The following is a 24,352-nucleotide window of genomic DNA, read 5'->3' on the forward strand; positions in this document are numbered from 1 at the left end:
GACACTGGCTGTCACCCGCTCCACAACGGATGGGGGGCTGGAGACCGTTCAAATGCGAGCCTGTGGCATTTCGGGGGCTAACCTATTCTGATTCCTAAGCGACCGCGAACGAGAGGGACGGGCAGAGCCACTACATCTGCTCGTTCGCGGCTTTGCAGGCCACGAAACCGGTCGTTCTCGACTTCCAGTTGGTGACTGACTAGCGTCAGGCGTTGCCCTGTAAATGCTTGATCGTGCGCCTCTTGAAGGGCGTCCTCCGCTACTCCAGGTTGCAGAAGCGTGGTGAGTCGAGTTCCGCTATAACCGCCTCAGTCAGGGCTTTCCAGCCAGGTCCGCGTTCTCGCGCAACACGTTGTTCCCTTTTCGCTCTTCGTCTGCCTTGCGCTGGGCTTCTGGATTGGTTGCAGCCCTGTCATACAGCTCGCGCCTCTCGGGTGGTGGCCCGTAGGAACGCAGGGCCGCAGCGCGTCGGCGGTTCAGTGCGGCGGCTGTCGGCGCGGTGGGAGGTGCCTCGCTTCGCGGTCGTGAGGGCCGGGACTTCGGCCATGGCTACGCCTCGTCCTGGACCAGCCGTGCCCAGCGTTTGAGGGGGATGCGTGTCGCGTCCGGTTCGAGTACGAAGCGCGTCACTGTCCACTCTGGGGAAAGGCGTGGTGAAGAGCGTGCGGAGGTCGCCACGGTCTGAATCCCCCGCGTGGACGAGCTGAGGAGCTCGGTTGCATGGTCGAATTCGGCAGCCGTGCCCCGGTAGAGGGCGTCGATCAGGAGGAGGGTCGGCTGGGTGCGGGCATAGGTCTCCGCAAGAGCGACGAGGACTTCGAGGGCCACGATCGCATCCAGCCCGCGACGTGGCCCCCGGTCGACGACGACCTCGCTGCCCCTGACGTACTGGGCATGAATCTGCTCGCCTTCAACCCATGCCCGTTTGACCGCTCCGCCGACGATCTCCGGCATCTGCACAATCAGCTTCCGCACGGCCCAGTGATCAAGCCCGACCATGTTCCCGAGTTCGCGGACATCACGCGGAGCATCTCGCCAGCTATCAGGCGAGAGGTGCACTATCCGGTATGGCTGGGGGACGAAGGGCACGGCGGTTCCGTCGGCTGAGAAGTGCAGTTGCTCGCCTTCAGCCCTGAATTCGGCGCGGCGCGGCTGCGGGTCGTACCAGTTGATGGCCGCGTGCACCGTCGAGTCCGGGCGGCTCGCCCGCTCCATGATCCGTGAAGGCCAGGCCAGGCCGGACAGCAGGGACAGGAAGAGCGTCTTGCCCATACCATTGTCGCCGATGAATACGTTGCAGCGGGAGAAGCGCACCGTTGTCGGTTCCGCCAGCCAGACATCGTCGAGGATTTCGATGGAGTGAATCCATCCGAACGGGTGGGATACCCCGCCGTGCTCCATCCGTATGCGGGCCTCGTGGAGGTCGCGCCACCCCCGGAGCAGAGATACCGGATAGGCTCCACCGGCATTGGTGTCGACGAGGCGGGCACACCGGGCGCAGAGCCAGATGCCGTTGAGTGGGGCGCGGCGCTGGGCGTCGGTCAGGCCGCCGGTGCCGCGTGGGCCATTGGGAGCCGCTGCATAGATGTGTGCCGCCGTGCCGGTCATCTCGACGTCGGAGTTCCCTGCCCCGGGGCCGATGGTGAGTGCTTCACAGCTGGGGTTGGAACAGCGGAACGCCGCCCTCAACGCCAACGTGCGCTTTGTCGCGTCAGTGAAGTTGGCCCGCGAGTTCGACTGCCCTGAACCCATGGTGTTCTTCCGTTCCTGTTCCTCGGCGAAAGCATGCTGTCGCCCGAACCGCCGTTGTGCAATCGGATCCGTCCGCCGCTTCGTCAACCCCCGGTCACGTCGCAACGGCCGGTGGCTGCCGTGCTCGAATACCCCTGTGGGCCGTCCCGGCGCTCTGGGGGAATCCGGCCCGTCAGCGGCGGCCAGCCTGCTCGTCGTGGTCCCGGTCCAACGAGCGTCTACGGGGCCGGCCGGTGGAGGGTGTCGGGGATGAAGTGTGCGTAGCTGTCGCGCAGATGCTGTGTCACGCGCTCGTCGGTGGCGTCGTAGTCCAGCTGGCGCTGGAAGAAGAGGAGCTTCTTCTCCGCCGAGTCCAGGATCTCGCCCCAGCTCTTGACCCAGACCTCGTAGTCTTCCTGGTCGTCGCAGAGTCCTTCCGGCTTGTCCCTCTGCCTGATGTCCCGCAGGATCGTCGGCGCGTAGTCGTAGGTGATGAGGTAGAAGCGCCACTTGCAGTCCACGCCGCGGTACTGCGGGTTGTCGATAACAGCCCGGGCGTAGGACTTGATCTGGTCAAGTTCCTTCTTCCCGACCTGGACCGTCGGTCGTTTGAGCTCGACGATGATCCGCTCGGTGGAGCTGTCGTCACGCCGGCTACGGAACAGCAGGATGTCCACACGACCGCTGCGGCCGTCCTCGCGCTCGATGGCGTCGAGTTGGGTCTCCAAGGCCACATCGTCGCCCAGTTCGTCCAAGTGGGCCTGGAGGACGTTGGTGAGGCCCACCTCGGTGCGGGCGATGGTCCAGTCTTCGCCGAAGAGCCAGAGGTTCTGGGCGATCATGGGGTGGAGTTGGTCGACTTCGCGGAGGTCTCTGCGTAGTTGGTCGTCGGCGAGGAGCTTGCGCAGGCCGCCGATGAAGTTCAGGCGGTTGGTGACCGTGGTAGCCGCGCCGATGACGTGGCTCAGGTCGGTGCTGCCGAGGAGATTGGCCAGGTGGCGCCGGTCGTTATCGCTCAGGGACAGGACCTTTTCGAGGATCTTGTGCAGGTCGCCGGGACTGCTCTCCAGTGCGGTCTGGATGAGGTCGACGGACAGCTGCCGGGCCGCTCCTTTATCGGGAAGCGCGTGGCGGGCGACGGTCACCACCACGTCGAAGGCCTGGCTCTCGATCTGCTGGATCCGGCTGGCGGCACGCTCTGGGTAGGGGTAGATGCCCTCGTCCTTGAGCTGGCGGACGACTTCGGCGGAGATCTCGGCGCTTCGCTGGGCCAGGTGTTCCCGGATGGCTTTCTCGGCAGCGTCCAGGAGGCCCGCGTGCGTCATGGGCAGCATGTGCAGATCATCGACCGACGTGGTGTTGAACCGGTTGGACCGCAGGTAGGGGGTGAAGCTGACGATGCTGTCGGACCATTCCCGGCCGTGGTCGTACAAGGCGATGCCCTCGGCGTTGCAGATGAGCATCTTGCGGTCGCTCATCCGCTGGTTCCACTCCACGAACGTGACGACCGGGGCGGGATCGTCCTGCGCGTAGTCCTGCGGGAGATTGAGGCGGAGATCAATGGGGGCGCCGACGATGATGTCGCTCGGGTTGAGCCGCTCGCCGTCGAAGGTGACGACGACATCGGGGTAGGCGCGGAGGTAGAACGCGAGCTTCGCGGTGAGGTTGGCGGCGGCGTCGTCACTTTCAAGCCTGCGCAGCGTCTTGCCCTGCGGGACCTCGATGCGCACGGTCGTGCCCGTTCCCGCGCGGGCGGGCGGTGTCTCCTTGACCTGCCAGATGGTTGCGTGGTCGGCGCTGCCGGCGATCCGCACCCCGGTGAGGGATCCGTCGGCCTCGGCCACAGACTCCCACGTGAACCGGTCTCCCAGGGCGAAGGCGAACAGACGTCCCTCGCCGTTGCGGCCGTGCATGATCCGCGTGCCGCCCTCAGTGTGTGTCCGGCCGGCCTTCCAGGTCGTGCCAAAATCACGGAAGGAGCTGCGGGCCCGTTCCGCGGTGATGCCGTCCCCGTTGTCGGTCACCACGATGTCGGAGATGGCCTGCATGCTCGTGCGGCGCAGCTCGACGTCGACCCGGGTGGCGTTCGCATCGAGAGCGTTCCACACCAGCTCTGCCACGGCCCCGATCTGAGGCTTGCGGGCGAAGTGGAGAATCTTCCGCTCTCCGACTTCGAGCTGGAACTCGACCGCCTGCGGCCCTGCTTGCGCCGGCACCCCGACGCCTGTCAGGCCGACTCCTCTCAGCGGCGCCCCGTCTGTTTCGTTCTCCCCCATAGACATGCGCAGACCGTACCGGCTGAACCCGTTCCGTCCTATGTCGCCTTCCCGATGATGTGCGACCATGCGCCGCGCGCGACATACACGACAGGCCGTCCTCGCTGTCCCAGAGGCGTCGGTGCCGCTGCTCAGCCCGTCGAGAGGAAATCGTATGTCGTCGAACGCTGGGAGTATTGGCGTGGGATGGCCCTCTCTGAACATACTCACTTCATTGCCGTCGGTCGTGCGTAGTTGATAAGTCACTGGTAGTTGTGCCGCCTTCACCGCCCATCCGGTCGATCTTGAAGACTGCCGCACTTCCCAAGAATGCACCCCCGGCAAAGGGCTGGTTCTCCTTTGTTCCGGCGAAGAGTGTGAGCCCTTTGCCTTTCAGCTCTTCGAGGAGGGCTGTAATACTGCGTTGGGCATCACGCACTCCAGAGCGAGAGACCTCGACGTCGAGCGAGATCTCGCTCCAGTCCCGGAAGGACTGAACCGCCTCGTCTATGAGGTCCTGCTCATCATCGGTGCAGTCGTCCGGCTCGATGGTGTCGAGCCATCCATGGCAGTTGGAGAGGATCGGCCAGAGGTCACGGCCTGTCTTCATATAGCTGAGCCGTACGACCTCAAACTCAGGCTCGTCCTCCGAGACGACGTCGATGATCCTGTCCACCTGCTCTCGCTTGAGCTTGGTGATCTCGGCGGCAAGTGTCTTGAGACCCCACACCTCGATGGTGACGCCCCGATATCGAGGACGAAGCTCGTTGTCGATGAACTGGTCGACCTCACCCGGCAACGTGTCGTTGGTCAGGAAGCGCCACACCTTCACGTCACGGTGCTCCTGGAGGCAGCCCTCCAAGTCACCGCGGATCTTCGCCTTGGTCTTGTCGATCCGCTCGCCACGCGTCGCGTGCGCGGCGAAAAACACCCGAGCCTTCGGGCAGTAGCCATCGTTCTTGGTGTCGCCCTTCGGTCCTGCAGCCCGCACCGGTTGGTAGTCACCGGGGTACAGCTCCAGGCCGAACCGATCCATGCAGTCTTGGAAGGGGTTGCCCTCCATGCGGAGGAGCTGGCCTTCTACGAGCTTGCGCAGCGAGTTGAGATCCACGGTGGCCATTACTGCATAGCTCGTACGTCCTGCGCAGCTAGGTTGCGCAGATCAAGTGGGCGTGGCTGGTGCCCCGCTGGTCGAGGTGCACAAGGTGCGGCGCATAGTGTTACCGCCACTTTGTCGCAACTCAGTTGACCTGTATCCGCGTCCTCCCGATCCTGGAACGTTCGTCTCCACCAACAACGAGAGGACGATCATGAACGAGGCATGGGTCAACATCGGCTGGGCGAACAACGCGGTGCGACTCGATCTTAAGAGGGTGCAAGGCTGCAGCGGGCTTGGAGTGAAGCAGCTTCGATTCCACGTCGAAGCCTCTTGCCGCGATGAAGTGGCGGCTCAGAAGCCGCTGTGGTTCGAGGGCAGGCTGTTCGCGGAAGGACTCGGATCGACAAATGGCTACCTGAGACAGCTTGCGGTTGAGGACTCGCCGGTCACCCTGCACAGCTTGGCGGCCACCACGAACTTCGTGCTGGTGGCCGATGTCGACCACCAACAGCTCCAGGTCATCGAGGAGTACCGCACGGGCGGGATGAAGTTCCGCTTGCAGCTCACCGGCACGACCATGAACGACGGCAACCTCGAACGCATCGGGGTCGGCAGTATCGAGTGCGAGCTCACTCAAAGCGACTGGGCAGCGATCCTTGAGCAGATGCAGTACCGCCGCCTGCTGCTGATCGAGTTGGACGCACCGGACGCCCACCGGTCGGATGAGTTCAAGGTGGCTCTCGACTACTACCGCGATGCCGAGAAGCAGTACCTCAAGCAGGAGTGGCGGCTGACGGTGGAAGCGCTCCGCCAGTCGCTTGCGGCGCTCGTCGGAAAGACAGCTGACGAAGAGGACGAAGCGACCGATGTGGAGGCGGCGTTCAAGACGCTCCGCAGGGAAGCTAACAAGACCAAGGTCGGCTACTTGCCGCGTGCCGAACAGGTGCGGCGTGCGCTCAAGTTCATGTGCGACCTCGGGGCACACCCCGAGACGGCCGAGACGACCAAAGTTGACGCGTACTCCACTCTCCTAATGGCCGGCGGGCTGCTGCACGAGTGGCAGAACTGATTCGGAGACGAGTGTGCAGTTCCCGAGCTCCTAGATGGGCCCGATCAATCCCGCCGACTTGCACGTTCGCCGAGAACCGGTAGTCACGCGAGGACGCTTCGACCTTGCGGTCACGGACCGGGATGGGAGTGCCGCCGACGATCCACAGCCGTTCAACTACTTCCTGTCCCCCTGAGCCCATCAACCACACCACCCGATCTCGCGCACCTCGACGGCGCCCGCGTGCGGCATGTACTGCACCCAGCAGCGGGCGCCGAACGCTTCCCGGATCTCCTCGACCGACCCAGGATCGCGGACATCGGGGAACGCCCGCGGCGCCCGACGAACCTGCCCAATCAGCGCCAGCACCTCGCGCCGCGCCTCCGCCGTCGGCAGCTCCGCCATCACCTCGATGGCCATCTCCTCGAACACCATCCCGTGCTTGTGCATAACGCCCCCTTGCGGTCCACAATGCGGCCACAGTAAAGCGATGATCACGGGAACATGCGTGCCTGTGGATAATTGCGCCGCTCGAAGAGGGGCCTCAAACGCGGCCGAGAGCAAGCTTTGATCAACGTTGGGTGATGTGGTGCCATCCCGGTGGCAGCCAGCTCGAATGGCTCGCTAGAGGGCAGTGGCCCGTGTAGGCCTCGACTCCGTGTGAGTAGTCATGGTTCATCGCCTCAATCTTGCCCCGGGGTGCCAGCCTCCGGAGAAGTCCCTTGCTCGACGTCGAAGACCGCCAGCAGGCAGGAAGGTTGCACGTGCAGGCCGTGTGAAAGGTTGATCAAGGTTGTCAAGCTTGGATTGCGCTGGCCGTGCTCGATGTAGACCACTCCTCGGAAGCTCAAGCCGCTATGGGCCGCCAGCTCCTCCAAGGACATACCGCGATCCTCGCGCATGCGCCGAAGGTGCATTCCAAACGTATGGAGCACGGGATCGGGCGGAGGCGGAGACACGGCATCGACTTGATCACCCGCGCCTCCTTGACCACCATGAACAGTTGTGCATAATCCTTTCCGTGGCGTGCGGAGGCAGCCCGGTAAGTTGGTCCGAGACAGTTGGCCGACCGCGCCGAACGGCTTGGAGGTAGCGACGTGCCCGCTCAGCGCAGGTATCCGCCCGAGGTCATGGAACGTGCCGTGCGCATGGTGCTCGACATCCGCGCACAGGATCCGGACCGGATTGGCGTGGTCGGTACTGTCGGCGACCTCATGAAGATTCACCCCGAGGTCCTCCGGCATTGGGTTAAGAAGGCCGAGGCGATCCGTCGTGAGCCCCCGGTTGAGGCTCCAGGCGACGATCAGCTACGCGAGCTGGAGCGCGAAGTCCGGGACTTGCGTCATGCCAATGCCGTTCTTAAGGCCGCCACACTGATGTTTGCCTCAGAGCTTCAGGTCGCCCAGTCACGCTGACGCCGCCCCCTGCCCCCTTCTCTCGCTGCCCAGCTGAGATCGAGACCTCGCCTGGCCGACCGGCCACTGCGCAATGTGCGGCGATCGGCCGGGTCGATCGGTGCGCTGGCTGGAGCCCTGTGGGCGGGTACGCCATGATGGCAGCAGGCCCAGGTAGTACCGCACCGCCCTTCGAACAGCTTCGGGCCGCGAGTAGAAGGAACGATCATGGCATCCCCTCCTGTCTCCGCCCGACAGGGCGGACTGCCCGGCGAGCTCTCTGAGGCGCATCGGGGCTTGCTGGCGCTGTGCGCGCTTCGCGTCAACGACAAGTCCGTGGACTGGAGCCTGCTGGCCCGCACCTGCGAAAGCGCAGCAGGTATCGACGCAACGCTCGAGGGGAACATCCGGGAGCAGTCCGAGGCGGCCCGAGAGAGCCTGCCGATCCTGCGAACCGCCCTCGCCCATCTCGCGGAGGCCCGCGAGCGCGTGGCCATCGAGCTGGAAGCTGCGGAGCTGGCCGGCGCACGGATCGTCACCGTGCTGGACGACGCCTACCCTGCGAACCTCCGGCTCGTCCCCGACAGGCCCCCCTTCCTCTTCTACCTGGGCGATCTGTCGGACGCCGACCGCCGCTCCGTGGCCGTCGTCGGCACACGCGGTGCGACCGAGGACGGAATCAGCCGCGCGAAACGTATGTCGAAGGGCCTGGTCGCGGCGGATGTCGCCGTGTACTCCGGCTTGGCGCTAGGGATCGACTCCGCCGCGCACGTGGCGGCGCTGGACGCCGGGGGCCGGACGGTGGCGGTCCTGGGCCACGGCATCGCATCGAAGGTTTACCCCGCGGCGAACAAGGTGCTGGCCAAGCGGATCGTCCGTGAGGGCGGAGCGCTGTTCTCCCAGTTCTGGCCCTTGTCGAAACCGGCGAGGTGGACCTTTCCCAGGCGTAATGTGGTCACGTCCGGGAGCGCCCTGGGCAGCATCGTGATCGAGGCGTCCAAGACCTCCGGTGCCAAGATGCAGGCGAGGATCGCGTACGAACACGGCAAACGCGTCTTCCTTCTGCGGTCGCTGGTCGCGCAGGAATCTTGGGCCGCCAAGATGGTCTCCGCCGGCCGGGCGGTCGTGGTGGCGACGCTGGATGACGTCCTGGGGCAGCTGGACTCGGCGCCCGCCGCGCCGGCTCAGACAGAGGAGCCGTACCACCAGCTCACGATCGCCGACCTGTAGCAGAAGCTCCGTCCCACCGCTACAGGCTGCGGCTGCCTCCGGCTTCCGGGCTCCGTCCGCGCCCATCTCGTGGCGCCCTGTTGCGAACGGAACCCAGGCAGCGGAGAGCCAGTTCAGTCACCCGCCGCCCGGCGGCGCTCTTGAATACGCTTGAACGCCCGCCGGCGGTGCTCAATGCGCCGTACTGCCTCGAGCCGCTCGGTCTCACCGTAGTTCGGCTGCACGGGCTCCCAGATGATGCCTTCGTCATTGCACACCTGGCTGATCAACTCCTCGGCCTCCCGACTGCTGTACCACTGCTCGGGGCCGCCCCAGCGGGATATCCACCACAGCGCCATGCTGGAGTGCTTCCCCACGGGGTAGAGGTACTCCCCGTGCCAGGTGACGAGTTCGTCGGTGGCGAACTGGTTCAGGATGTCGCCGATGTGGCGCTGGCGCCCGTTCTTGTAGGTGCGCATCGGTTCGCGGCGGCCGGCGGGTACGGGACGGCCCCCGGCAATTGGCGCGTTCGCGGGCACCACCCTCGGAACTGCGATCCGCGGCTGGCTGGCGGGGCCGCGTCCGATGTCGGGCATGCCCGTGTCTCCGGCGATGAGCCTGCTCATGGTGTCGCGGAGCAGGTCGCCGGGCCCTGTGCCGAAGCCTGGGGAGAGGTACTCGGTGGTGAAGTCGGCCGGTGTGAGGGCGTTGGGGGCGAAGGCGTTGATCGTGACGCCGGGCCGCGGGGTGAACAGTGTGTAGGGCTTGCGGTACTTGCCGATGGTGACGCCGATGATCCGGCTGGCGCCGGCCTTGGCGAGCAGGTTCCTGGCCCAGTCCAGGCTCATGCCCTCGGTGGTGAAGTCGTCGAAGACGATGACCGTCTTTCCCCTGACGGTGTTCCGATACTTCGGGTTGAGGTGGACGGTGGTGGCCTGGGTGGCAATCGAGACGGTGCCGTGCCGCCCGTTGGCGCGGGCAAGGCTGGTGTCCGTCGCCTGGCTTGCCCGGACCAGCAGGTCTCCCCTGTAGTACGAGCCCACCATGACCTTGGCGACCTCAAGGAACTCGGCGAGCTGGTCGTTCACCCGGCCGGGGGTGCTGCTGGGGTAGACGCAGAACCAGGCGCGGTTGGGCAGCGAGCCGTCCAGATAGGCCGAGCAGAGCAGGTGCACCATCAGGATGTCGCGAGCGCTCCCGTCCCCGACGGTCACCTCCTTGTCATAGGTGAAGACGGTCTTCAGGTTGAAGGAGGAGGGGCTGGTGCCGGGAAAGGTCTCGTCGGGCTGGAACAGCGAGCGCACCCGGAGCCGACGCTCGGCGTCGTCCAGGGCGAAGATCCACTCCGGCTCGTGGAGGAGGTGCCGCTCGAGCCACCAGTAGAGGTGGGCCGGGTCGTCCGCGCCCAGGGCGTCGATCGTCCTGCCGAGAGCGCTCGCCCAGCGGGCGTGAAAGTAGAGCACCCCGGCGTTGATGCCGGTCATCCAGTCCCACTCCGTGGTACCGACGATCACCAACTGGTTCTTGCGGAGGCCGAGCCGTTCGGCTGCCTGGTCGAGCCACAGTCCGCTGCCCCGGTTCTTGCGGCCGGGGATGTCCTCCTGCGAGAGGTGGAGTGCAGGCTGTGACAACCCGGCCGCAGAGCAGAGCGCGGCGGCGTCGATCGACTGCGTCGTCATCAGGACCCAGTCCACCCCCTGCTGGTCGAGAACGCGGAGCAGCTGGGCTATGTCCGGGTGGGGGCTTGTCGTCCCCGCTTGGAACACGGCCTTGTAGTCGAAGACCACTGCCTGCACTTTGTTCGCCACTGCACCCGCCCACCCCACCCTGCCGTCGCAGGGCGATACATCCGCTTGGTGCTCACATGATCCCGCATCAATTGGACGTTGGGGGCGGGATTAGGGCGTCCCGACCCGGCGGAGCTCGCCCGGTCGCGCGGCGACCGGTTCGTGTTCGAAGCGCAGCCGCTGGTCCGTGCTTATGCCGATGCGCAGATACGACGGAAAGCGTTACGACCGCAGGACTGCTCCGGCCGGCTGCACAGCGCCCCTCGACCGATCGGCGACACGTCGCCCCGCACCGTCACGACGAGCGATCACCGCTCTGGTGCTGCGCCCAGACAGTGCATTGGCTTTGGAATATTTTGGAGCGCTAGAGTGAGGAATGATCGCGTGTATACTGGGCGGAGAGCCTGAGGATGGGAGGGTGGCCGATGGATGCTCACAAGGACCTGGTAGCCGTGCCCGCCATGCTTGCGCTGGCTCGGGAATCCCGAGGGATGACGCAAGCAGACCTCGCTATCGCGATGTCGCGTCTTGACGGCATCAACCGGGTCTCCCAGGGTTACGTGAGCCGAGCCGAAGCCGGCCGCCTTCAGGTGAAGGACGATCGCCTCGCCCTGTACGCGGAAGCTCTCGGATACACGCCTCAAATGCTATGCCGCACCACTGACACTCACGGCGTTGGTGTTGGTTTGGTCCACCACCGGAAGCGTGCCTCGATGGGAGCCACGAGCCTCCGTCGCATCCACGCGACACTGACGTTGACTCGCCTGCAGGTTGAGTCACTCACGGCGCCGCTGACCGACCTCGGCAACCACGGCTTCCGGCATATCGAGATTGACGACCTAGACACCCCAGAGGATGCGGCTGCCGCACTGCGTGAAGAGTGGGGCATCAGCCGCGGTCCCATCGACGACCTTGTGTCGGTGATAGAGGGTGCTGGCGCCTCGGTGGTCGTCCGGGACCTGGGAACGGCGGATCTGGACGCCGTCAGCCAGTGGCCGGATGGCAGCCCACCACTTTTCCTACTCAACTCGACCGCACCCGGTGACCGTTTCCGCTTCAGCCTGGCGCACGAGCTAGGGCATGTCGTGATGCACACCGAACCGGGAGATGGGCGCCTCCAGGAACAGCAGGCCGACCTCTTTGCGGCCGAGTTCCTCATGCCGCACGATGCGATCTTCCCCGAGCTCAAGCCGGGCGTTGACTTGCAGCGGCTCATGGAACTCAAGACCAGGTGGGGCGTCTCGATGGCCGCGCTCATCAGGCGGGCGCTCTCCCTCGGGGTCGTCAGCGAGTGGCAATACCGCAACCTCATGGTCGAAATGTCAGCACTCGGCTACCGAACAGTCGAACCCGTCACCGTTCAGCGCGAGACCCCGCGCCACATCGCTCGGGTCGTAACCCGGCTTGAGCAACAGCACCACCTCGACCTGACCCATGCGGCCCATCTGGCTGGCCTGGGTCACGAGGAGTTCCACGAGATCTACTTGTGTGCTTCCTCTTCGTCCGGGGCCGTTGCGACTCCGGCCCACCTGTGAGGTGACCTCTTGAGCAACCCCGCACCCTTCGGACAGCGCCCGCCTGCTCTGCGGGTACTCGATGCCAGCGTCCCCGCAACTCCGATCCTGGCGGGACGTGTGTTGTTGCACGAGCACTCGCGCTTCATCCCGCGTCAGCGCGAGGCGATCGACAGCTACCTCGGTGGCGTAGTGATGACTGGGGACAACGCCGAGACCCGCGCGTTTAAGCTTCGGACCGAGGCGGGCTTCACCGGCACCATGCTGATCGACAGCGCCCCGTACACAACCTACGCGGCGACCGAGGACGAGCCGTTCCTCCTGCCTCAAGACCTGATGTTCGCGACCCTCGATGACACGCTCGGCTTCCAGAAGGCCGCAGGGGCAAGCGCCGCCCTGACACCCACGGGCTACATCGCCCCCGGAGCATCCAAGCCCTTGAAAGCGGTAATCCGCGCAGCACAACGCATCGAGCGCGTTGACACGATCGTGACCCTGCCTGTCGACGTTACTTGGCTCGGCAACGAGCGCGTCGGCCAGCTCATCGCCGCCTGTAAGCGCATCAACCAGCCGAAGGCCCTTGTACTGGTCGGCCAGTTCGATCCGCTGCAGCATGCAAAGGTCATCCCTGCAAACCTCCGCCGCGTCATCTCCGAGGTCGAGGACATGATGATGCTGCGGACAGACCTGGCAGCCCTCGACGCGATGGCCCACGGCGCCCTCTGCGCCGGGATCGGCGTCTCAAGCTCTGTGCGACACAGCGTGGCACCCGGCGAGCGGGCTAAGGTCAGCAAGCCAAACGGTCCGGTATACCCGAACGTTTTGATGCCGGAGCTCATGTGCTTCAAGGGCGCCGAGTCGCTCGCGAACCGCTACGCAAACGCGGAGCCGGCGACGTGCCTCTGCGAGGTGTGCAACGGGCGTGGACTCGACCGCTTCTTCAAGACTGATGGCGAGACACGTGTCGAAGCCGAGGACCACAACATCCTCATCTGGAGCACGTGGGTTGGCGAGATGGCCGGCTACGAAGCCGGTCCAAAGCGGAAGACCTGGTGGCAGGAAAAGTGTGCAGCTGCCATCAACCGCTACCCGCTCGAGAACCAGCGAATCGGGCTCTCAGCGAAGAGAGGCTTCCAGCCGCCGCCGCCCTTGGCGGCATGGGCGACGCTGCCTGCTTCCTAGCATGGTCGCTCCGGCCACGTACGAGAGACGTGTCAGGTGGGGTCGCCGCGCGTCACTAAGCCAGCTGGGTGTACAGGTCTTCGAGGAATTTCCAGCCAGCGACGGTGTGGCGGCGCTTCACGAAAGGCCGTGGCGGAACCAGGACGTCCAGCTCATTGCCAACCAGAGCCAAGAGGCCGATGCCGTAAAAGTCCGCCTGCAGCATCGCGTTATCCCTGCGACGCAAGGGGCGCTCGACAAGTACCGCACGCGCACAGAACGGAGTGAAGAGCTCCGCCTTCTCCATTGCCGATTCCCAGCCCCTGCCAGGCACGATGGCAAGATCAACGCGCAGGGGCTGGACAGCCTGCCTCGTCACGGTTCGGTTGCTTTGGGCGACCGCACCCTTTGGCGTCGCCTTGAGCGCGCGCTGCTCAGACCCACTCAAAGTGCTGACGGGCACAGCCTCACCCTCAGGCAGCCCCATGAGGAGATCCAGCACGTCTGGCCGGGTCAACGGAGGCATCCCTACGGCAGTGCGCCTCTTGCACTCGACAGTGTCGCGTCGATAGGCGACGACGGCCTGCACGCCGAAGGCGTTCACGGCCTGCAACTTTGACTCTTGCGGGATCAGCGTGCCCGACGGAACCGACTTGGAGAGCACATCGACTGGTCCTCGCGCCGCAACCGCCATGACTCAATCCCGTCCTCACCCGAAACCCTGGCCCCGCGAGGGGCCCTGACTCACGCACCAGAAGCGTGTAACCGCCTTCAGGCGCGACTGAGCCCCGACCTTTCTAGCCGCTCCTCAGAAGCCCACCTAGGCCGTTCGGCAACATAGCCCTAACCGAGCCAGCCCGCGTAAGGACACGGAAATCAAGCAGCGCCCTCGCCATCAGGCTAGCGCGGAGGGCTCTCACCAGACCAAGATCGCCACGCCGACCCTAATCCGGCTAGGAGCCGCACCGCAATGCTCGGGCTTGACGGGTTGCCGACCCGACTGCGACTCGTCCGATCGTAAGGCATCCCATCGAGATTCACTCACATGTTCGATTGCGCTTGTGGATCCCACCACGGCGCCGGCCGGTCGCTCTCGCTCGAGCTACCCCTGAAGGCCCCGCGACACTCTGCCGCGGGAGCCCTCGGAAGCGGAAACGCTTGAACAGATGAACTTGACAGGGAAGACCACCGCCGCCCGCACCCGGTCCCGGCTCTCGACCAGGCTCTTGTCCGGCAGCCCCACCAGCGTGAAGGCTGCCACTCCCGGTTCCAGGTCGGCCTGGACCTCCACCACCACGCCCTCGACGCCGACCAGGGCCACCGAGCACGTACGCGCGAACCCCATCACGCCACCCCCCGCGCATGCTCGACGACGGGCGCTCCGCGCCGGGGCAGCACCACCCCGACGAGGTCGATACGCACTCCCCCCGGCGGCGGCCCGCCGTGCTCGTGCATCCAGCGCTCGGCGAGATGGCGCAGCCGCTCCGCCTTCGTGGTCCTGACGGCCTGCATCGGGTGCTCGAACGGTCCGGCCCTGCGGGTCTTGACCTCGCAGACGACCAGTGCGTCGCCGTCCCGGGCGACGATGTCGATCTCTCCCGCCCGGCAGCGCCAGTTGCGTTCCAGGACGGTCATACCGTCCTCGACGAGCTTGCGCGCGGCGAGATCCTCGCCGTACCGGCCGAGAGCTCCTGTGGCGTTCTTCGCGTTCATCCGGTCCACCTCCGGAACCGAATGTGCCGCGATCACCGCCAGCTAGTGGATCTTGGTGGACAACCCGCCGGTTGTGGACAACTCAGCCACTCGGAAGCTCGAGATCGCTCTTGTTGAGCTCCTCGATGTTCACGTCCTTGAACGTGAGTACCCTTACCTGCTTGACGAACCTCGCCGGCCTGTACATGTCCCAGACCCAGGCGTCCGCCATGGAGACTTCGAAGAAGACCTCACCCTGGACCGAGTGCACCTGCATCTCGTAGTCGTTGGTGAGGTAGAAACGCCGCTCGGTCTCGATCACGTATTTGAACAGACCGACGACGTCGCGGTACTCCCGGTAGAGCTTCAGCTCCATCTCGGTCTCGTACTTCTCGAGGTCCTCGGCGCTCATGGCATGTTCCCCTTCAGCCTTGCGTCCCCACTATTGTGCGCCAGCCCCGTGCGCCCCTATGCGACTTCCGGGGCCAAGACCATCGGCGTACCAGGGGGACCCTCGTCGAGCAGCGTACGCAGCAGCCCGGCGAGCTTGATGGGGTACACCGTCTCACGCGTCGCGGACAGTTCGGCGGAGGTCCACCACCTCAGGCCCGCGACGCTCCGCCGCTCCAGTACGGTCAGCCCGTCCAGGGCGGTCTCGGTCTGCGCCGTACGGGCGAGGTAGAACCATTCGTCCTGGTCCCAGCGGCGCCCGTCGAACCGGAACGAGCAGTGCCGCTGCCAGATCACCGGGCCGAGCTCGACCTCTGTGATCCCCGTCTCCTCCGCGAGTTCGCGCAGCGCGGCCTCGGCCCGTGTCTCGTCGCCCTCGAGCCCGCCGCCCGGGGTGAACCACCAGGTGTTCGCCGGGTCCTCCGGCTCGTACCCGTGCATCAGCAGGACGCGGTCGTCCGGGTCGAGCAGGATCACCCGCGCGACCTTCCGGAGCCGCGTCCGCGCCTCCGGCCCGGCCTCCGCCCGAGGCGCCGGTTCCGCCTGCGCTCCCGCCGCCGTCTTTTCCGCTTCCACCGTCACCTCACCGTCCACCGGTACCCGCCTTGCTCCGCCCGACCCGCTGCGCGACAGGCCCGTACGCCGCCCCGCCGAAGATCAGCACCACGCCCGCCACCACAGCGGCCAGCACGGGGGCGACCGGCCCCGGCGCCGAAACCCCGCCGGGCAGTGCCGCGAAGGTCGCCGGCCGGTCGATCATCCCGCCCGGCGGCCAGGCCACGGCGTCCACGCGCGAGTCCACACGGCTCACCGGAACCGTTCCCTTCGCAGCGTCCTGGATATGCCCCCGCGAGTCCACCGACGTACGCCGCTCGTCACCCAGCAGGAAGAGGTGCCCCTCGGGCACCTCGGAGGTGAAGGGGGTGGTCGACGCCGGCTCCCCGTCCCGCAGATACGGCTCGTCAAGGGGCTTGCCGTTCAGCGTGAGCCGTCCGTCCTCGCCGCAGCAGGCGATCCTGTCGCCGCCGACCCCGACCACACGCTTGACCATCGGCAGATCGCCCCACACCGGGTCCGTGAAGACGACCACGTCTCCGCGCCGCACCTCACCGCCGTCGATGCGCTGGGCGAGCACCCGGACCCCCGCCTTGATCGAGGGGGCCATCGAATCGGTCGGAACCGTGTACGGCTTGTACTGCACCGCTCCCCAGGCGAAGCCGCCGAGGAAGAGCACACAGCCGACGGCCGCGGCCAGCCCGGACAATGTGTTGCCGAGCCGGCCGCGGCCGCCTTCTGTACGTCCTGTTCCGCTCATCGCAGCGCTCCCCGCCTCGGAGATCGAAAATCGCTGATCCGAGCGGCACCCTACCCGGCGGTACGCCCGCCGGTCAGCCTCCGCCTGCGCCAGAGCACCAGCGGCACCGCTCCCGCGAGCCCCAGCGCACCGGGCGTCGCGGACATCGCGGCCGCGCTCAGCCCCGGCTGGTCGAAGGTGTCGGGAACCGACAGCGCGGACCAGCGGTCGATCGGCCACGCCACCACGACGGCGCGCCCAACGACCTCGTCGTTCGAGACCGTGCCGTGGCCCGGCAGTTCCTGGTGGTAACGCGAGTCCAGCGAGTTCTGCCGGTGGTCGCCCATCACCCAGATCCGGCCGTCGGGCACCTTGAGCGGTCCGAACGGCTCGTCGTTGCACGGGGTGTCGCCGGGGAAGACGAACGACTTCTCGTCGAGCGCCTTCCCGTTCACCTCGACCGGCCCGTTCTTCTTGCACTCGACCGTGTCCCCGCCGACCGCGATGACCCGCTTGATCAGGTCTTTCTCCTCCGCGGACGGCATCAGGCCGATGAAGCTGAGGAACTTCTGGGCGATGTTCGGCTCCGGCGCCGCGGTGTTCTCCAGCCAGCCGCCCGGGTCGTGGAACACCACGACCTCGCCGCGCTGCGGCTCCGAGCCGAACCACGGTGTCAGCTTGTCGACCAGCACCCGGTCGCCCCGCTGCAAGGTGTTCTGCATCGAGTCCGAAGGGATGGAGAACGCCTGCACCAGGAAGGTCTTGATCAGCAGGGCGAGCAGGAGCGCGATGCCGATCAGCAGCGGCAGCTCTTTCCAGAACGAACGCGGCTTCTTCGGGTCCGCGCTGCCGCTGCCGTGGCTGCTGGTGCCTGCGCTGTTGCTGTTCGTGTCTTCGCCTCGTGCGTCATCAGTCACGGCTGCGGGTGACTCCGGTCGTTCCTCGGGCTCGTCGCGTTCGGATCGTGCGCCGACCGCCAAATCCCCCACATCCACTCCTCACTCCGTTCCACCGCCCGCGCCATGTCAGGCGCAGGCCCACCACTCCCATAACGAGCGGGAGTTCCGCAGGGGTCGGGAGCAGGATCACCGCGTTCGGATCCTGGGACGACACCCTATTCGACGGTCCGGCCGCCGAGGCCGCCCCGGCGCGCGCGTCAGGGACCGTCGCGTACGTCCCGGGCTCCCCCAGCTTCCGCCAGTGCCCGAAGGGCCACGCGATGACGACGGCCCGCCCGACGACCTCCTCCTCCCCGACCGTGCCCTGGAACTCCTCGTCCAGGTGGAAGCGGGAATCGGCGGAGTTCGACCGGTGGTCCCCCATCACGAAGAGCCGCCCGGCGGGCACCACCACATCGAATTCCAGCTCGGAGGGGCGGTCGCCGGGATTCAGGTACGGCTCCGCGAGCGGTACGCCGTTGACGGTGACCTGCCCGTCCTTGTCGCAGCACTTGACGGTGTCCCCGCCGACCGCGACCACCCGCTTGATCAGGTCCTGCTCGTCCTCGGACGGAAGCAGTCCGATGAACGTCAGGGCTTCCTTGACCTGCTTGACGACCACCGGATCGTCCTTGACGCCGGTCTCCTCCTCCTGCAGCCAGCCGCCGGGGTCCTTGAAGACCACGACGTCACCGCGCTGCGGCTTCGACCCGAACCACGGTGTCAGCTTGTCGACCAGCACCCGGTCGCCGATCCGGATCGTCTGCTCCATCGAGCCGGACGGGATCACGAAGGCCTGCACCAGGAAGGTCTTGAGCACGAGCGCGATCAGCAGCGCCACCGTGATGAGGATCGGTATCTCTTTCACGGCCGACCGCTGCCGCCGCCGTTTCACCCGCCGTGCCAGCTTGCGCCGTTCCGCCCTGCCCGGCAGCGCGGGCCCGTCCGTCGGCCGCGTACCCGTCGGCAGCCGGGTGTCCGCACGGTGGCTCGCCCGTGACCGCCCGCGGTTACCCATGGGACCCGGCCGGACCGGGCGCGGTGACGCGCGTGAAGGCACGGGATCCGTCCAGCGAGGTCCAGCGGCCCACCGGCCAGCCGATCCAGTCCGCCCGCCCGACCAGCTTCTCGACGGGGACCATGCCGCCGCCCGGCTCGCCCAGGTGGTCGCGGGAGTCGCGGGAGTGCGACCTGTGGTCGCCCATGACCCACAGCGTGCCCCGCGGTACGACGATGTCGAACGGAACCTGCGACGGGGCGTCGCCCGGGTACAGGTACTCCTCGTCCACCGGCCGGCCGTTCACCTCGACCCTCCCCCGCTTGTCGCAGCACACGACCCGGTCGCCGCCCACACCCACCACGCGCTTGATGTAGTCGGTCTCGGCGGGCTGGGCCAGCCCCACGGCCGCGGCCGCCCACCGCACCAGCCCGGCGACCGGGTTCCCGGCCGGCTCCTCGCGCACGAAGGACCCGGTGCCGTCGAACACGACCACGTCACCGCGGAGCGGCACGGATCCGAAACGGTACGCCAACTTGTTGACGAGCACCCGGTCGCCGACGGCGAGGGTGGGCTGCATCGAGCCACTGGGGATCAGGAAGGGCTGCATCACGAAGGTGCTGAACAGCAGCAGGAAAGCCGTGCACGTGAGGCCCAGCAGGGCCGGCCTGCGCCACGGGGCGTCGAGAAAACGCACGGAGCGCGGCCCCTCCTCCTCCCCTGCTGCGGGGCCGGAGGAGCGGTCGCGCTCCGTGTCGTGTGGTTCGGTGTCCATCGGGACGTGAGCCTATCCGGCCGGTCCCAGGAGCCGAGTCCGCGATCAGCGGTCGCGCTTCTCCTTGATCTTCGCGGCCTTGCCGCGCAGCTCACGGAGGAAGTACAGCTTCGCGCGACGGACGTCACCGCGGGAGACGAGCTCGATCTTCTCGAAGATCGGGCTGTGCACCGGGAAGGTGCGCTCGACGCCGACGGAGAAGGAGACCTTGCGGACCGTGAAGGTCTCGCGGACGCCCGAACCCTGGCGGCGGATGACTACGCCCTTGAACTGCTGCACACGCGAGCGGTTGCCCTCGATGACGCGGACGTGGACGTTCACGGTGTCACCGGGACGGAACGCGGGAAGGTCGGTGCGCAGCGATGCGGAGTCGACGGAGTCGAGAAGGCTGGACATGTGAGTCTGCTTCCTCGCCGATGCCACAGGTCATCGACGGAATTCGATAAGAGAGTTTCGGGGTGCTGTCCGCGTCGGGCGGGCGTCGTTCCCCCTGTGGCAGGGGCGCACGCCGGACGTACAGCAGCGGCTCATTCTTCCACGGCCTCGGGGTTACGCCCAAATCGGCCGTCGGGTCCGGGCCGCCAGCCGAGGATGCTCAGCATCTCGCGGTCCTTCTTGTCGAAGGCCGCGGGATCGCAGCGCTCGACGAGGTCCGGCCTGTTGGCGGTCGTACGGCGCAGCGCCTCGTCCCGCCGCCACCGGGCGATCTTCCCGTGATGCCCGCTGAGCAGGACGTCCGGGATCTCACGGCCGCGCCACTCGGGCGGCTTGGTGTAGACGGGGCCCTCGAGGAGGCTGGCCATGGCTCCGGGCGCGAAGGAGTCGTCGCGGTGCGATTCGGCGTTGCCGAGGACACCGGGCAGCAGCCGGGCCACGGCCTCGGTGATCACCAGTACGGCGGCCTCGCCACCGGCCAGGACGTAGTCCCCGATGGAGACCTCGTACACCGGCATCCGGGTGGCGTACTCGTCGATGACGCGGCGGTCGATGCCCTCGTAGCGTGCGGGCGTGAAGACCAGCCACGGCCGCTCGGAGAGCTCCACGGCGAGTTCCTGGGTGAAGGGACGGCCGCTGGGGGTGGGCACGACCAGCACCGGGCCGTGCGCCCCGCCCTCGTAGCCGTCGGCCAGGGCGTCGTCGAGGGCGGCTCCCCAGGGGCCGGTCTTCATGACCATGCCGGGACCGCCGCCGTAAGGGGTGTCGTCGACCGTGTTGTGGCGGTCGTACGTCCACTCCCTGAGGTCGTGCACACGGACGTCGAGCTGCCCGCGCGCGCGGGCCTTGCCGACGAGCGAGACGTTCAGCGGTTCCAGGTACTCGGGGAAGATCGTGACGACGTCGAGCCTCATGCGCCGCCGTCCCCGCTCTTGTCGCTCCCGTCACCGGTCTCGTCCCTCGACGAGGCGACCTCGGCCTGACTGCCGTCGATCAGCCCCGGCGGCGGGGTGATGACCGCGCGCTGCTCCTCCAGGTCGATCTCGGCGACGATCTCCTCGACGAAGGGGATCATCACCTCGCTGCCGTCGGGCCGCTTCACGATGAACAGGTCCTGGGAGGGCAGGTGGGTGATCTCGGTGATCCGGCCGATCCCGGTGCCGTCGGCCAGGACGACGTCGAGGTCCATCAGCTGGTGGTCGTAGAACTCCTCGGGGTCCTCCGGGGTCTCCTGCGGATCGACCTCGGCGATGAGGAGGGTGTTGCGCAGTGCCTCGGCGGCCGTACGGTCCTTGACGCCCGCGAAGCGCAGCAGCAGCCTGCCGCTGTGCACCCGGCCGGTCTCGATCGTCAGCGGTCCGGCGGAGGCCGGGTCCGTGGCGAGCACGGCGCCCGGTCCGAGCCGAAGCTCCGGCTCGTCCGTACGTACCTCGACCGTGACTTCGCCCTTGATCCCGTGGGCGCGGCCGATCCGCGCGACTACGAGCTGCACTTCTTCTCCTGTCGTACGACTACGGGCCGGGGAGGGCTCTGGAGCCCTCCCCGGCCCGAGCCGGCGTATCTAGGTAAAGCGGTCAACTTTGTCAGCGGACCTGGTCCACGTCGACGAGGTCGACGCGGATGCCACGGCCGCCGATGGCGCCCACGACCGTACGCAGGGCGCGAGCGGTGCGGCCGTTGCGGCCGATCACCTTGCCGAGGTCGTCCGGGTGGACCCGGACTTCCAGCACGCGCCCGCGGCGCAGGGTGCGCGAGGCGACCTGCACATCGTCGGGGTTGTCGACAATGCCCTTCACGAGGTGCTCAAGAGCCTCCTCGAGCATGCTCAGGCCTCGGTCGACTCGGTGGACTCGGCCGCGGGAGCCTCGTCAGCCTTCTTGTCGGCCTTCTTCGCCTTCTGAGTGATCGCCTCGCCCTTGGACTCGTCGCCACCCTCGAGACCCTTGGCGAACGCGTCGAACGCGGCACGCTTGTCGGCCTTCGGCTCCGGCTGGAGCAGCGGCGCGGGGGCCGGAAGGCCCTTGTGCGCCTGCCAGTCGCCGGTGAGCTTCAGGATGGCCATGACCGGCTCGGTCGGCTGGGCGCCGACGGAGAGCCAGTACTGGGCACGCTCGGAGTTGACCTCGATGCGCGAGGGGTTCTGCACCGGGTGGTACAGACCGATCTCCTCGATGGCCCGGCCGTCACGGCGGGTACGGGAGTCGGCGACGACGATGCGGTAGTGAGGCGAACGGATCTTGCCCAGACGCTTCAGCTTGATCTTGACTGCCACTGGAGTGGTGTCTCCTGGTCTATGACGTGGTGGGGCACAACAAGATGCCACGTGGGGTTGCGGTACTCGGGGTGCCCGATGGACGCGTCAGCCGGAGGCGAGAGGGTTCCTGTGCGGCTGTCGAGTACAGCTAGCCATTGTGCCACACACCTGCGACACGGCATCACCCGGCCGGCACCGCCGCCCACCTGGCGGAAGCAGTGACAAAAGGGGACGGTCAGCTCGCCGCGGCCACCACTTCCGGGATGCGGAACGGCTTTCCGCAGCCACCGCACACGATCGGGGCCTGGGCCAGGACCGACGGAACGACGCGGACGTTGCGCCCGCAGTCGCAGACGGCCTTGACCCGCACCCCGCCGCCGGACGAGCCGTGCCGGGCGGCAGGCCCGCGGAAAGTGCGCTTGGTGTCCGCGGCGGTCGCGACCGTGTGCGCCTTGAGGGCGCGCTGGAGCCGCTCGATCGTCGGCCGGTAGCGCCGCCTCGCCTCGGGGTTGAGCGAGACCAGCGAGAAGCCGCTGCTGGGGTGTGGCTCCTCGGGGTGGTCGAGGCCCATCTCCTCGGCGATCGCGAGGAATCTGCGGTTGTGGTAGCGGCCGGCACGCGAGGTGTCACGGACACCGCGTGCGGCGGCGATGCCGTGGACTGCCTCGTGCAGCAGTCGTTCGAAGGAGAGTTCGGCTCCGCAGGCGGACGAGGACTCTCCGATCAGGGACTCGGGCGCGGCTAGATCTGGCAGCTCGGGGTGGTACCGCTGAATGTCGGCCCACGCCTGCGCCAGCTCTGCGGCGAGAACAGGTGGTGTCGTGCTCACGTCGTGACAACGAGCCGGGGTGCCCCGGTGTTCCTATTCCGGGCCATCCCAAATAATTTGCACGTACCCGTCAGTTGCCATTGATGCGTCCTGACGAGGGCGGGTGCGCTGATCTGCGGAGGACTCGCCCAGCACCCGTCAACACGGGGCGTACCCGCGCGTACGCCCCGGCGCGTAGACAAAGACCGCACGCCGGGGCATCAGTTGCTCCGGGCGGCGCGCGTGACGTTCCGGGCGCCGGCGGGCGTTCCCGCGGGCACGGGCCACGGCAGCGACAGTACCGGGGGCGCTCCCGGCCTCCGGCACCGCCCCGTCCCCTGGAAACAGACGCCGCACGGCCGCGGCCCCGCACGGTCGCGTTCCCTCCCGTGGCGCGATCGGCTCGTCGGCGGCACTCTGGAACCTGATATCCGCTCCGGCGCGGGGGCGCACGGCAGGGGCACGCAAGCATTGCCCTTCAACCCCTGGACTTGGTGCCGGATGCGGAGTTCCCTGGCATACGGGGAGTACGAGCGCACGCACACGGGGGACGTCCATCAGGACACGTAATGACCTCTCGGCGGATTGGGGCGCTTTCGATGACACCTACGCTCGTCCGGCACCACCCGAACGCGGCTTCGCCGCCGGCGACGGACGCGGGTGCGCGCGCCCGCGACTGGGCCGAGATCCAGGAACGGATGCTGGTCCCGCTGTACGAAGCGGCGTACGAGCGGCTCGAGGTAGGCCCCGCCACCCGGCTGCTCGGCCTCGGCTGCGGTTCGGGCCTCGCCCTGCTGATCGCCGCGTCGCGCGGTGCGCACGTGACAGGCGTCGAAGCCGACCGCGCCCGGGTCGCGCTGGCCCGTGAGCGCCTGCTGTCGGACGCGCCGCAGAGCGGCGGCGGCCGGGAGGGCGCACCTCACGGATCCACCCGGTTGTTCGAAGGCGGTTCGGCGGAGGTCTGCGGCACCGCTGCCCCCGCGTACAACCTCGTCACCGCGTTCGAGCCGCTGGGCTGCGCGGCCGGTGATTCCGACGGGCTCGCCGCGGCGCTCGAAAGCGCGATACCGCTCGCCGAACGGGGCAGTGAAGTGGTCCTGGCCGGCTGGGGACCGCCCGAGCGCTGTGCGACCTCCGCGGTGCTGCGGGTCGCCTCCCGGCTGGCCGAGAGCCCGCGCGCCGTCGGCCGCGGCTGGCGTCCCGCGCTCAGGGACGACCTGGAGGACGTGGCCTCGCGGGCCGGACTGAAACCGGACGGCTCGGGGCGGGTCGCGTGCCCCTTCGGTTACGCCGACATGGACAGCGCCGTACGCGGACTCCTGTCGACCGGACTGTTCGACGCGGCCGTGCGGGCCACGGACCCGGCGCAGGTGACGAAGGAGCTCACCGAGGCCCTCCACCCCCATGTGCGGCGGGACGGAACGGTCTGGATGTCCAACGTCTTCCGCTACCTGATCGCGCGTACGCCGTGAGCGGCGTGGGCGCCCGCTCCGGGGAAGGAGCGGGCGCCC

General features: G+C 67.3%; 26 protein-coding genes and 2 pseudogenes. 6 read left to right on the plus strand and 22 right to left on the minus strand.

Going from position 1 to position 24,352, the window contains the following annotated elements; genetic code table 11:
- Positions 1 to 549 precede the first annotated feature (549 nt).
- From ACWD0Y_RS00340 to ACWD0Y_RS00350, 3 genes are all read right to left on the minus strand, one after another.
- Complete coding sequence (locus tag ACWD0Y_RS00340) at positions 550 to 1,752, minus strand: hypothetical protein (RefSeq protein WP_450258254.1); 1,203 nt, start codon at positions 1,750 to 1,752, stop codon at positions 550 to 552.
- Between the two features lie 218 nt (positions 1,753 to 1,970).
- Complete coding sequence (locus ACWD0Y_RS00345) at positions 1,971 to 4,013, minus strand: ATP-binding protein (protein ID WP_450258255.1); 2,043 nt, start codon at positions 4,011 to 4,013, stop codon at positions 1,971 to 1,973.
- Between the two features lie 205 nt (positions 4,014 to 4,218).
- A complete protein-coding gene (locus tag ACWD0Y_RS00350) occupies positions 4,219 to 5,106 on the minus strand; it encodes a hypothetical protein (protein WP_450258256.1) in 888 nt (295 codons plus the stop codon).
- A 190-nt stretch (positions 5,107 to 5,296) separates the two neighbouring features.
- Between ACWD0Y_RS00350 and ACWD0Y_RS00355 the strand changes: the two genes are divergently transcribed.
- The gene (locus ACWD0Y_RS00355) at positions 5,297 to 6,154 is read left to right on the plus strand and encodes a hypothetical protein (protein ID WP_450258257.1); all 858 of its coding nucleotides are present in this window, start codon (positions 5,297 to 5,299) and stop codon (positions 6,152 to 6,154) included.
- Between the two features lie 55 nt (positions 6,155 to 6,209).
- Here ACWD0Y_RS00355 and ACWD0Y_RS00360 read toward each other — a convergent pair.
- The 3 genes and pseudogenes from ACWD0Y_RS00360 to ACWD0Y_RS00370 all read right to left on the minus strand — a co-directional run.
- A pseudogene (locus ACWD0Y_RS00360) lies at positions 6,210 to 6,311 on the minus strand (IS5/IS1182 family transposase); the annotation flags it as partial.
- Positions 6,312 to 6,334: 23 nt separating this feature from the next.
- Positions 6,335 to 6,583 (minus strand): hypothetical protein, encoded by a 249-nt coding sequence (locus tag ACWD0Y_RS00365; RefSeq protein ID WP_450258258.1) that lies wholly within the window; start codon positions 6,581 to 6,583, stop codon positions 6,335 to 6,337.
- Between the two features lie 233 nt (positions 6,584 to 6,816).
- The gene (locus tag ACWD0Y_RS00370; protein WP_450258259.1) at positions 6,817 to 7,050 is read right to left on the minus strand and encodes a helix-turn-helix domain-containing protein; all 234 of its coding nucleotides are present in this window, start codon (positions 7,048 to 7,050) and stop codon (positions 6,817 to 6,819) included.
- 180 nt (positions 7,051 to 7,230) lie between these two features.
- Here ACWD0Y_RS00370 and ACWD0Y_RS00375 point away from each other — a divergent pair, with 180 nt between their 5' ends.
- On the plus strand, positions 7,231 to 7,548 hold the full coding sequence (locus tag ACWD0Y_RS00375; RefSeq protein ID WP_450258260.1) for a transposase: 318 nt from the start codon (positions 7,231 to 7,233) through the stop codon (positions 7,546 to 7,548).
- A gap of 207 nt (positions 7,549 to 7,755) precedes the next feature.
- Positions 7,756 to 8,757, plus strand: a complete 1,002-nt coding sequence (locus ACWD0Y_RS00380) for a DNA-processing protein DprA (RefSeq protein WP_450258261.1) — start codon at positions 7,756 to 7,758, stop codon at positions 8,755 to 8,757.
- 113 nt (positions 8,758 to 8,870) lie between these two features.
- Here ACWD0Y_RS00380 and ACWD0Y_RS00385 read toward each other — a convergent pair whose 3' ends face one another.
- The gene (locus ACWD0Y_RS00385) at positions 8,871 to 10,544 is read right to left on the minus strand and encodes a hypothetical protein (protein WP_450258262.1); all 1,674 of its coding nucleotides are present in this window, start codon (positions 10,542 to 10,544) and stop codon (positions 8,871 to 8,873) included.
- A 404-nt stretch (positions 10,545 to 10,948) separates the two neighbouring features.
- Here ACWD0Y_RS00385 and ACWD0Y_RS00390 point away from each other — a divergent pair, with 404 nt between their 5' ends.
- Complete coding sequence (locus ACWD0Y_RS00390; RefSeq protein ID WP_450258263.1) at positions 10,949 to 12,058, plus strand: ImmA/IrrE family metallo-endopeptidase; 1,110 nt, start codon at positions 10,949 to 10,951, stop codon at positions 12,056 to 12,058.
- A 9-nt stretch (positions 12,059 to 12,067) separates the two neighbouring features.
- Positions 12,068 to 13,219 (plus strand): hypothetical protein, encoded by a 1,152-nt coding sequence (locus ACWD0Y_RS00395; protein WP_450258264.1) that lies wholly within the window; start codon positions 12,068 to 12,070, stop codon positions 13,217 to 13,219.
- 55 nt (positions 13,220 to 13,274) lie between these two features.
- Here ACWD0Y_RS00395 and ACWD0Y_RS00400 read toward each other — a convergent pair whose 3' ends face one another.
- From ACWD0Y_RS00400 to ACWD0Y_RS00470, 15 genes and pseudogenes are all read right to left on the minus strand, one after another.
- Positions 13,275 to 13,862 carry a hypothetical protein gene (locus ACWD0Y_RS00400; RefSeq protein WP_450258265.1) on the minus strand — a complete coding sequence of 196 codons (588 nt, stop codon included), beginning with the start codon at positions 13,860 to 13,862 and terminating at the stop codon, positions 13,275 to 13,277.
- 519 nt (positions 13,863 to 14,381) lie between these two features.
- A pseudogene (locus ACWD0Y_RS00405) lies at positions 14,382 to 14,543 on the minus strand (magnesium chelatase domain-containing protein); the annotation flags it as partial.
- A complete protein-coding gene (locus ACWD0Y_RS00410) occupies positions 14,543 to 14,911 on the minus strand; it encodes a YraN family protein (RefSeq protein ID WP_450258266.1) in 369 nt (122 codons plus the stop codon). The pseudogene ACWD0Y_RS00405 and the gene ACWD0Y_RS00410, both read right to left, overlap by 1 nt.
- A gap of 82 nt (positions 14,912 to 14,993) precedes the next feature.
- A complete protein-coding gene (locus ACWD0Y_RS00415; RefSeq protein WP_003993268.1) occupies positions 14,994 to 15,302 on the minus strand; it encodes a DUF2469 domain-containing protein in 309 nt (102 codons plus the stop codon).
- A 56-nt stretch (positions 15,303 to 15,358) separates the two neighbouring features.
- Positions 15,359 to 15,934 (minus strand): NUDIX hydrolase, encoded by a 576-nt coding sequence (locus ACWD0Y_RS00420; protein ID WP_450258267.1) that lies wholly within the window; start codon positions 15,932 to 15,934, stop codon positions 15,359 to 15,361.
- Positions 15,924 to 16,655: a signal peptidase I gene (lepB, locus tag ACWD0Y_RS00425; RefSeq protein WP_450258268.1), complete on the minus strand. Its 732-nt coding sequence runs from the start codon at positions 16,653 to 16,655 to the stop codon at positions 15,924 to 15,926. The genes ACWD0Y_RS00420 and lepB (ACWD0Y_RS00425) overlap by 11 nt, the downstream gene beginning before the upstream one ends.
- Positions 16,656 to 16,705: 50 nt before the next feature.
- Complete coding sequence (gene lepB / locus ACWD0Y_RS00430) at positions 16,706 to 17,614, minus strand: signal peptidase I (RefSeq protein ID WP_450258339.1); 909 nt, start codon at positions 17,612 to 17,614, stop codon at positions 16,706 to 16,708.
- Entirely contained in the window at positions 17,544 to 18,590 is a 1,047-nt protein-coding gene (gene lepB / locus ACWD0Y_RS00435) for a signal peptidase I (RefSeq protein WP_450258269.1), read from the minus strand. Before lepB (ACWD0Y_RS00435) ends, lepB (ACWD0Y_RS00430) begins: the two co-directional genes overlap by 71 nt.
- A complete protein-coding gene (gene lepB, locus ACWD0Y_RS00440) occupies positions 18,583 to 19,344 on the minus strand; it encodes a signal peptidase I (RefSeq protein ID WP_450258270.1) in 762 nt (253 codons plus the stop codon). The genes lepB (ACWD0Y_RS00435) and lepB (ACWD0Y_RS00440) overlap by 8 nt, the downstream gene beginning before the upstream one ends.
- A gap of 45 nt (positions 19,345 to 19,389) precedes the next feature.
- Positions 19,390 to 19,740, minus strand: coding sequence for a 50S ribosomal protein L19 (gene rplS / locus ACWD0Y_RS00445; protein ID WP_344499839.1), 351 nt, complete (start codon positions 19,738 to 19,740; stop codon positions 19,390 to 19,392).
- Positions 19,741 to 19,871: 131 nt separating this feature from the next.
- Positions 19,872 to 20,693, minus strand: a complete 822-nt coding sequence (gene trmD / locus ACWD0Y_RS00450; protein WP_450258271.1) for a tRNA (guanosine(37)-N1)-methyltransferase TrmD — start codon at positions 20,691 to 20,693, stop codon at positions 19,872 to 19,874.
- A complete protein-coding gene (gene rimM, locus ACWD0Y_RS00455) occupies positions 20,690 to 21,271 on the minus strand; it encodes a ribosome maturation factor RimM (protein WP_450258272.1) in 582 nt (193 codons plus the stop codon). Before rimM ends, trmD begins: the two co-directional genes overlap by 4 nt.
- Positions 21,272 to 21,362: 91 nt before the next feature.
- Positions 21,363 to 21,602, minus strand: coding sequence for an RNA-binding protein (locus ACWD0Y_RS00460; RefSeq protein ID WP_003980229.1), 240 nt, complete (start codon positions 21,600 to 21,602; stop codon positions 21,363 to 21,365).
- Between the two features lie 2 nt (positions 21,603 to 21,604).
- The gene (gene rpsP / locus ACWD0Y_RS00465) at positions 21,605 to 22,051 is read right to left on the minus strand and encodes a 30S ribosomal protein S16 (protein WP_093798808.1); all 447 of its coding nucleotides are present in this window, start codon (positions 22,049 to 22,051) and stop codon (positions 21,605 to 21,607) included.
- Between the two features lie 217 nt (positions 22,052 to 22,268).
- Positions 22,269 to 22,862 (minus strand): hypothetical protein, encoded by a 594-nt coding sequence (locus ACWD0Y_RS00470; protein WP_344499847.1) that lies wholly within the window; start codon positions 22,860 to 22,862, stop codon positions 22,269 to 22,271.
- A 578-nt stretch (positions 22,863 to 23,440) separates the two neighbouring features.
- Between ACWD0Y_RS00470 and ACWD0Y_RS00475 the strand changes: the two genes are divergently transcribed.
- Complete coding sequence (locus ACWD0Y_RS00475) at positions 23,441 to 24,313, plus strand: SAM-dependent methyltransferase (RefSeq protein WP_450258273.1); 873 nt, start codon at positions 23,441 to 23,443, stop codon at positions 24,311 to 24,313.
- The last annotated feature ends 39 nt before the right edge of the window (positions 24,314 to 24,352 follow it).

Source organism: Streptomyces altiplanensis (assembly GCF_053591575.1).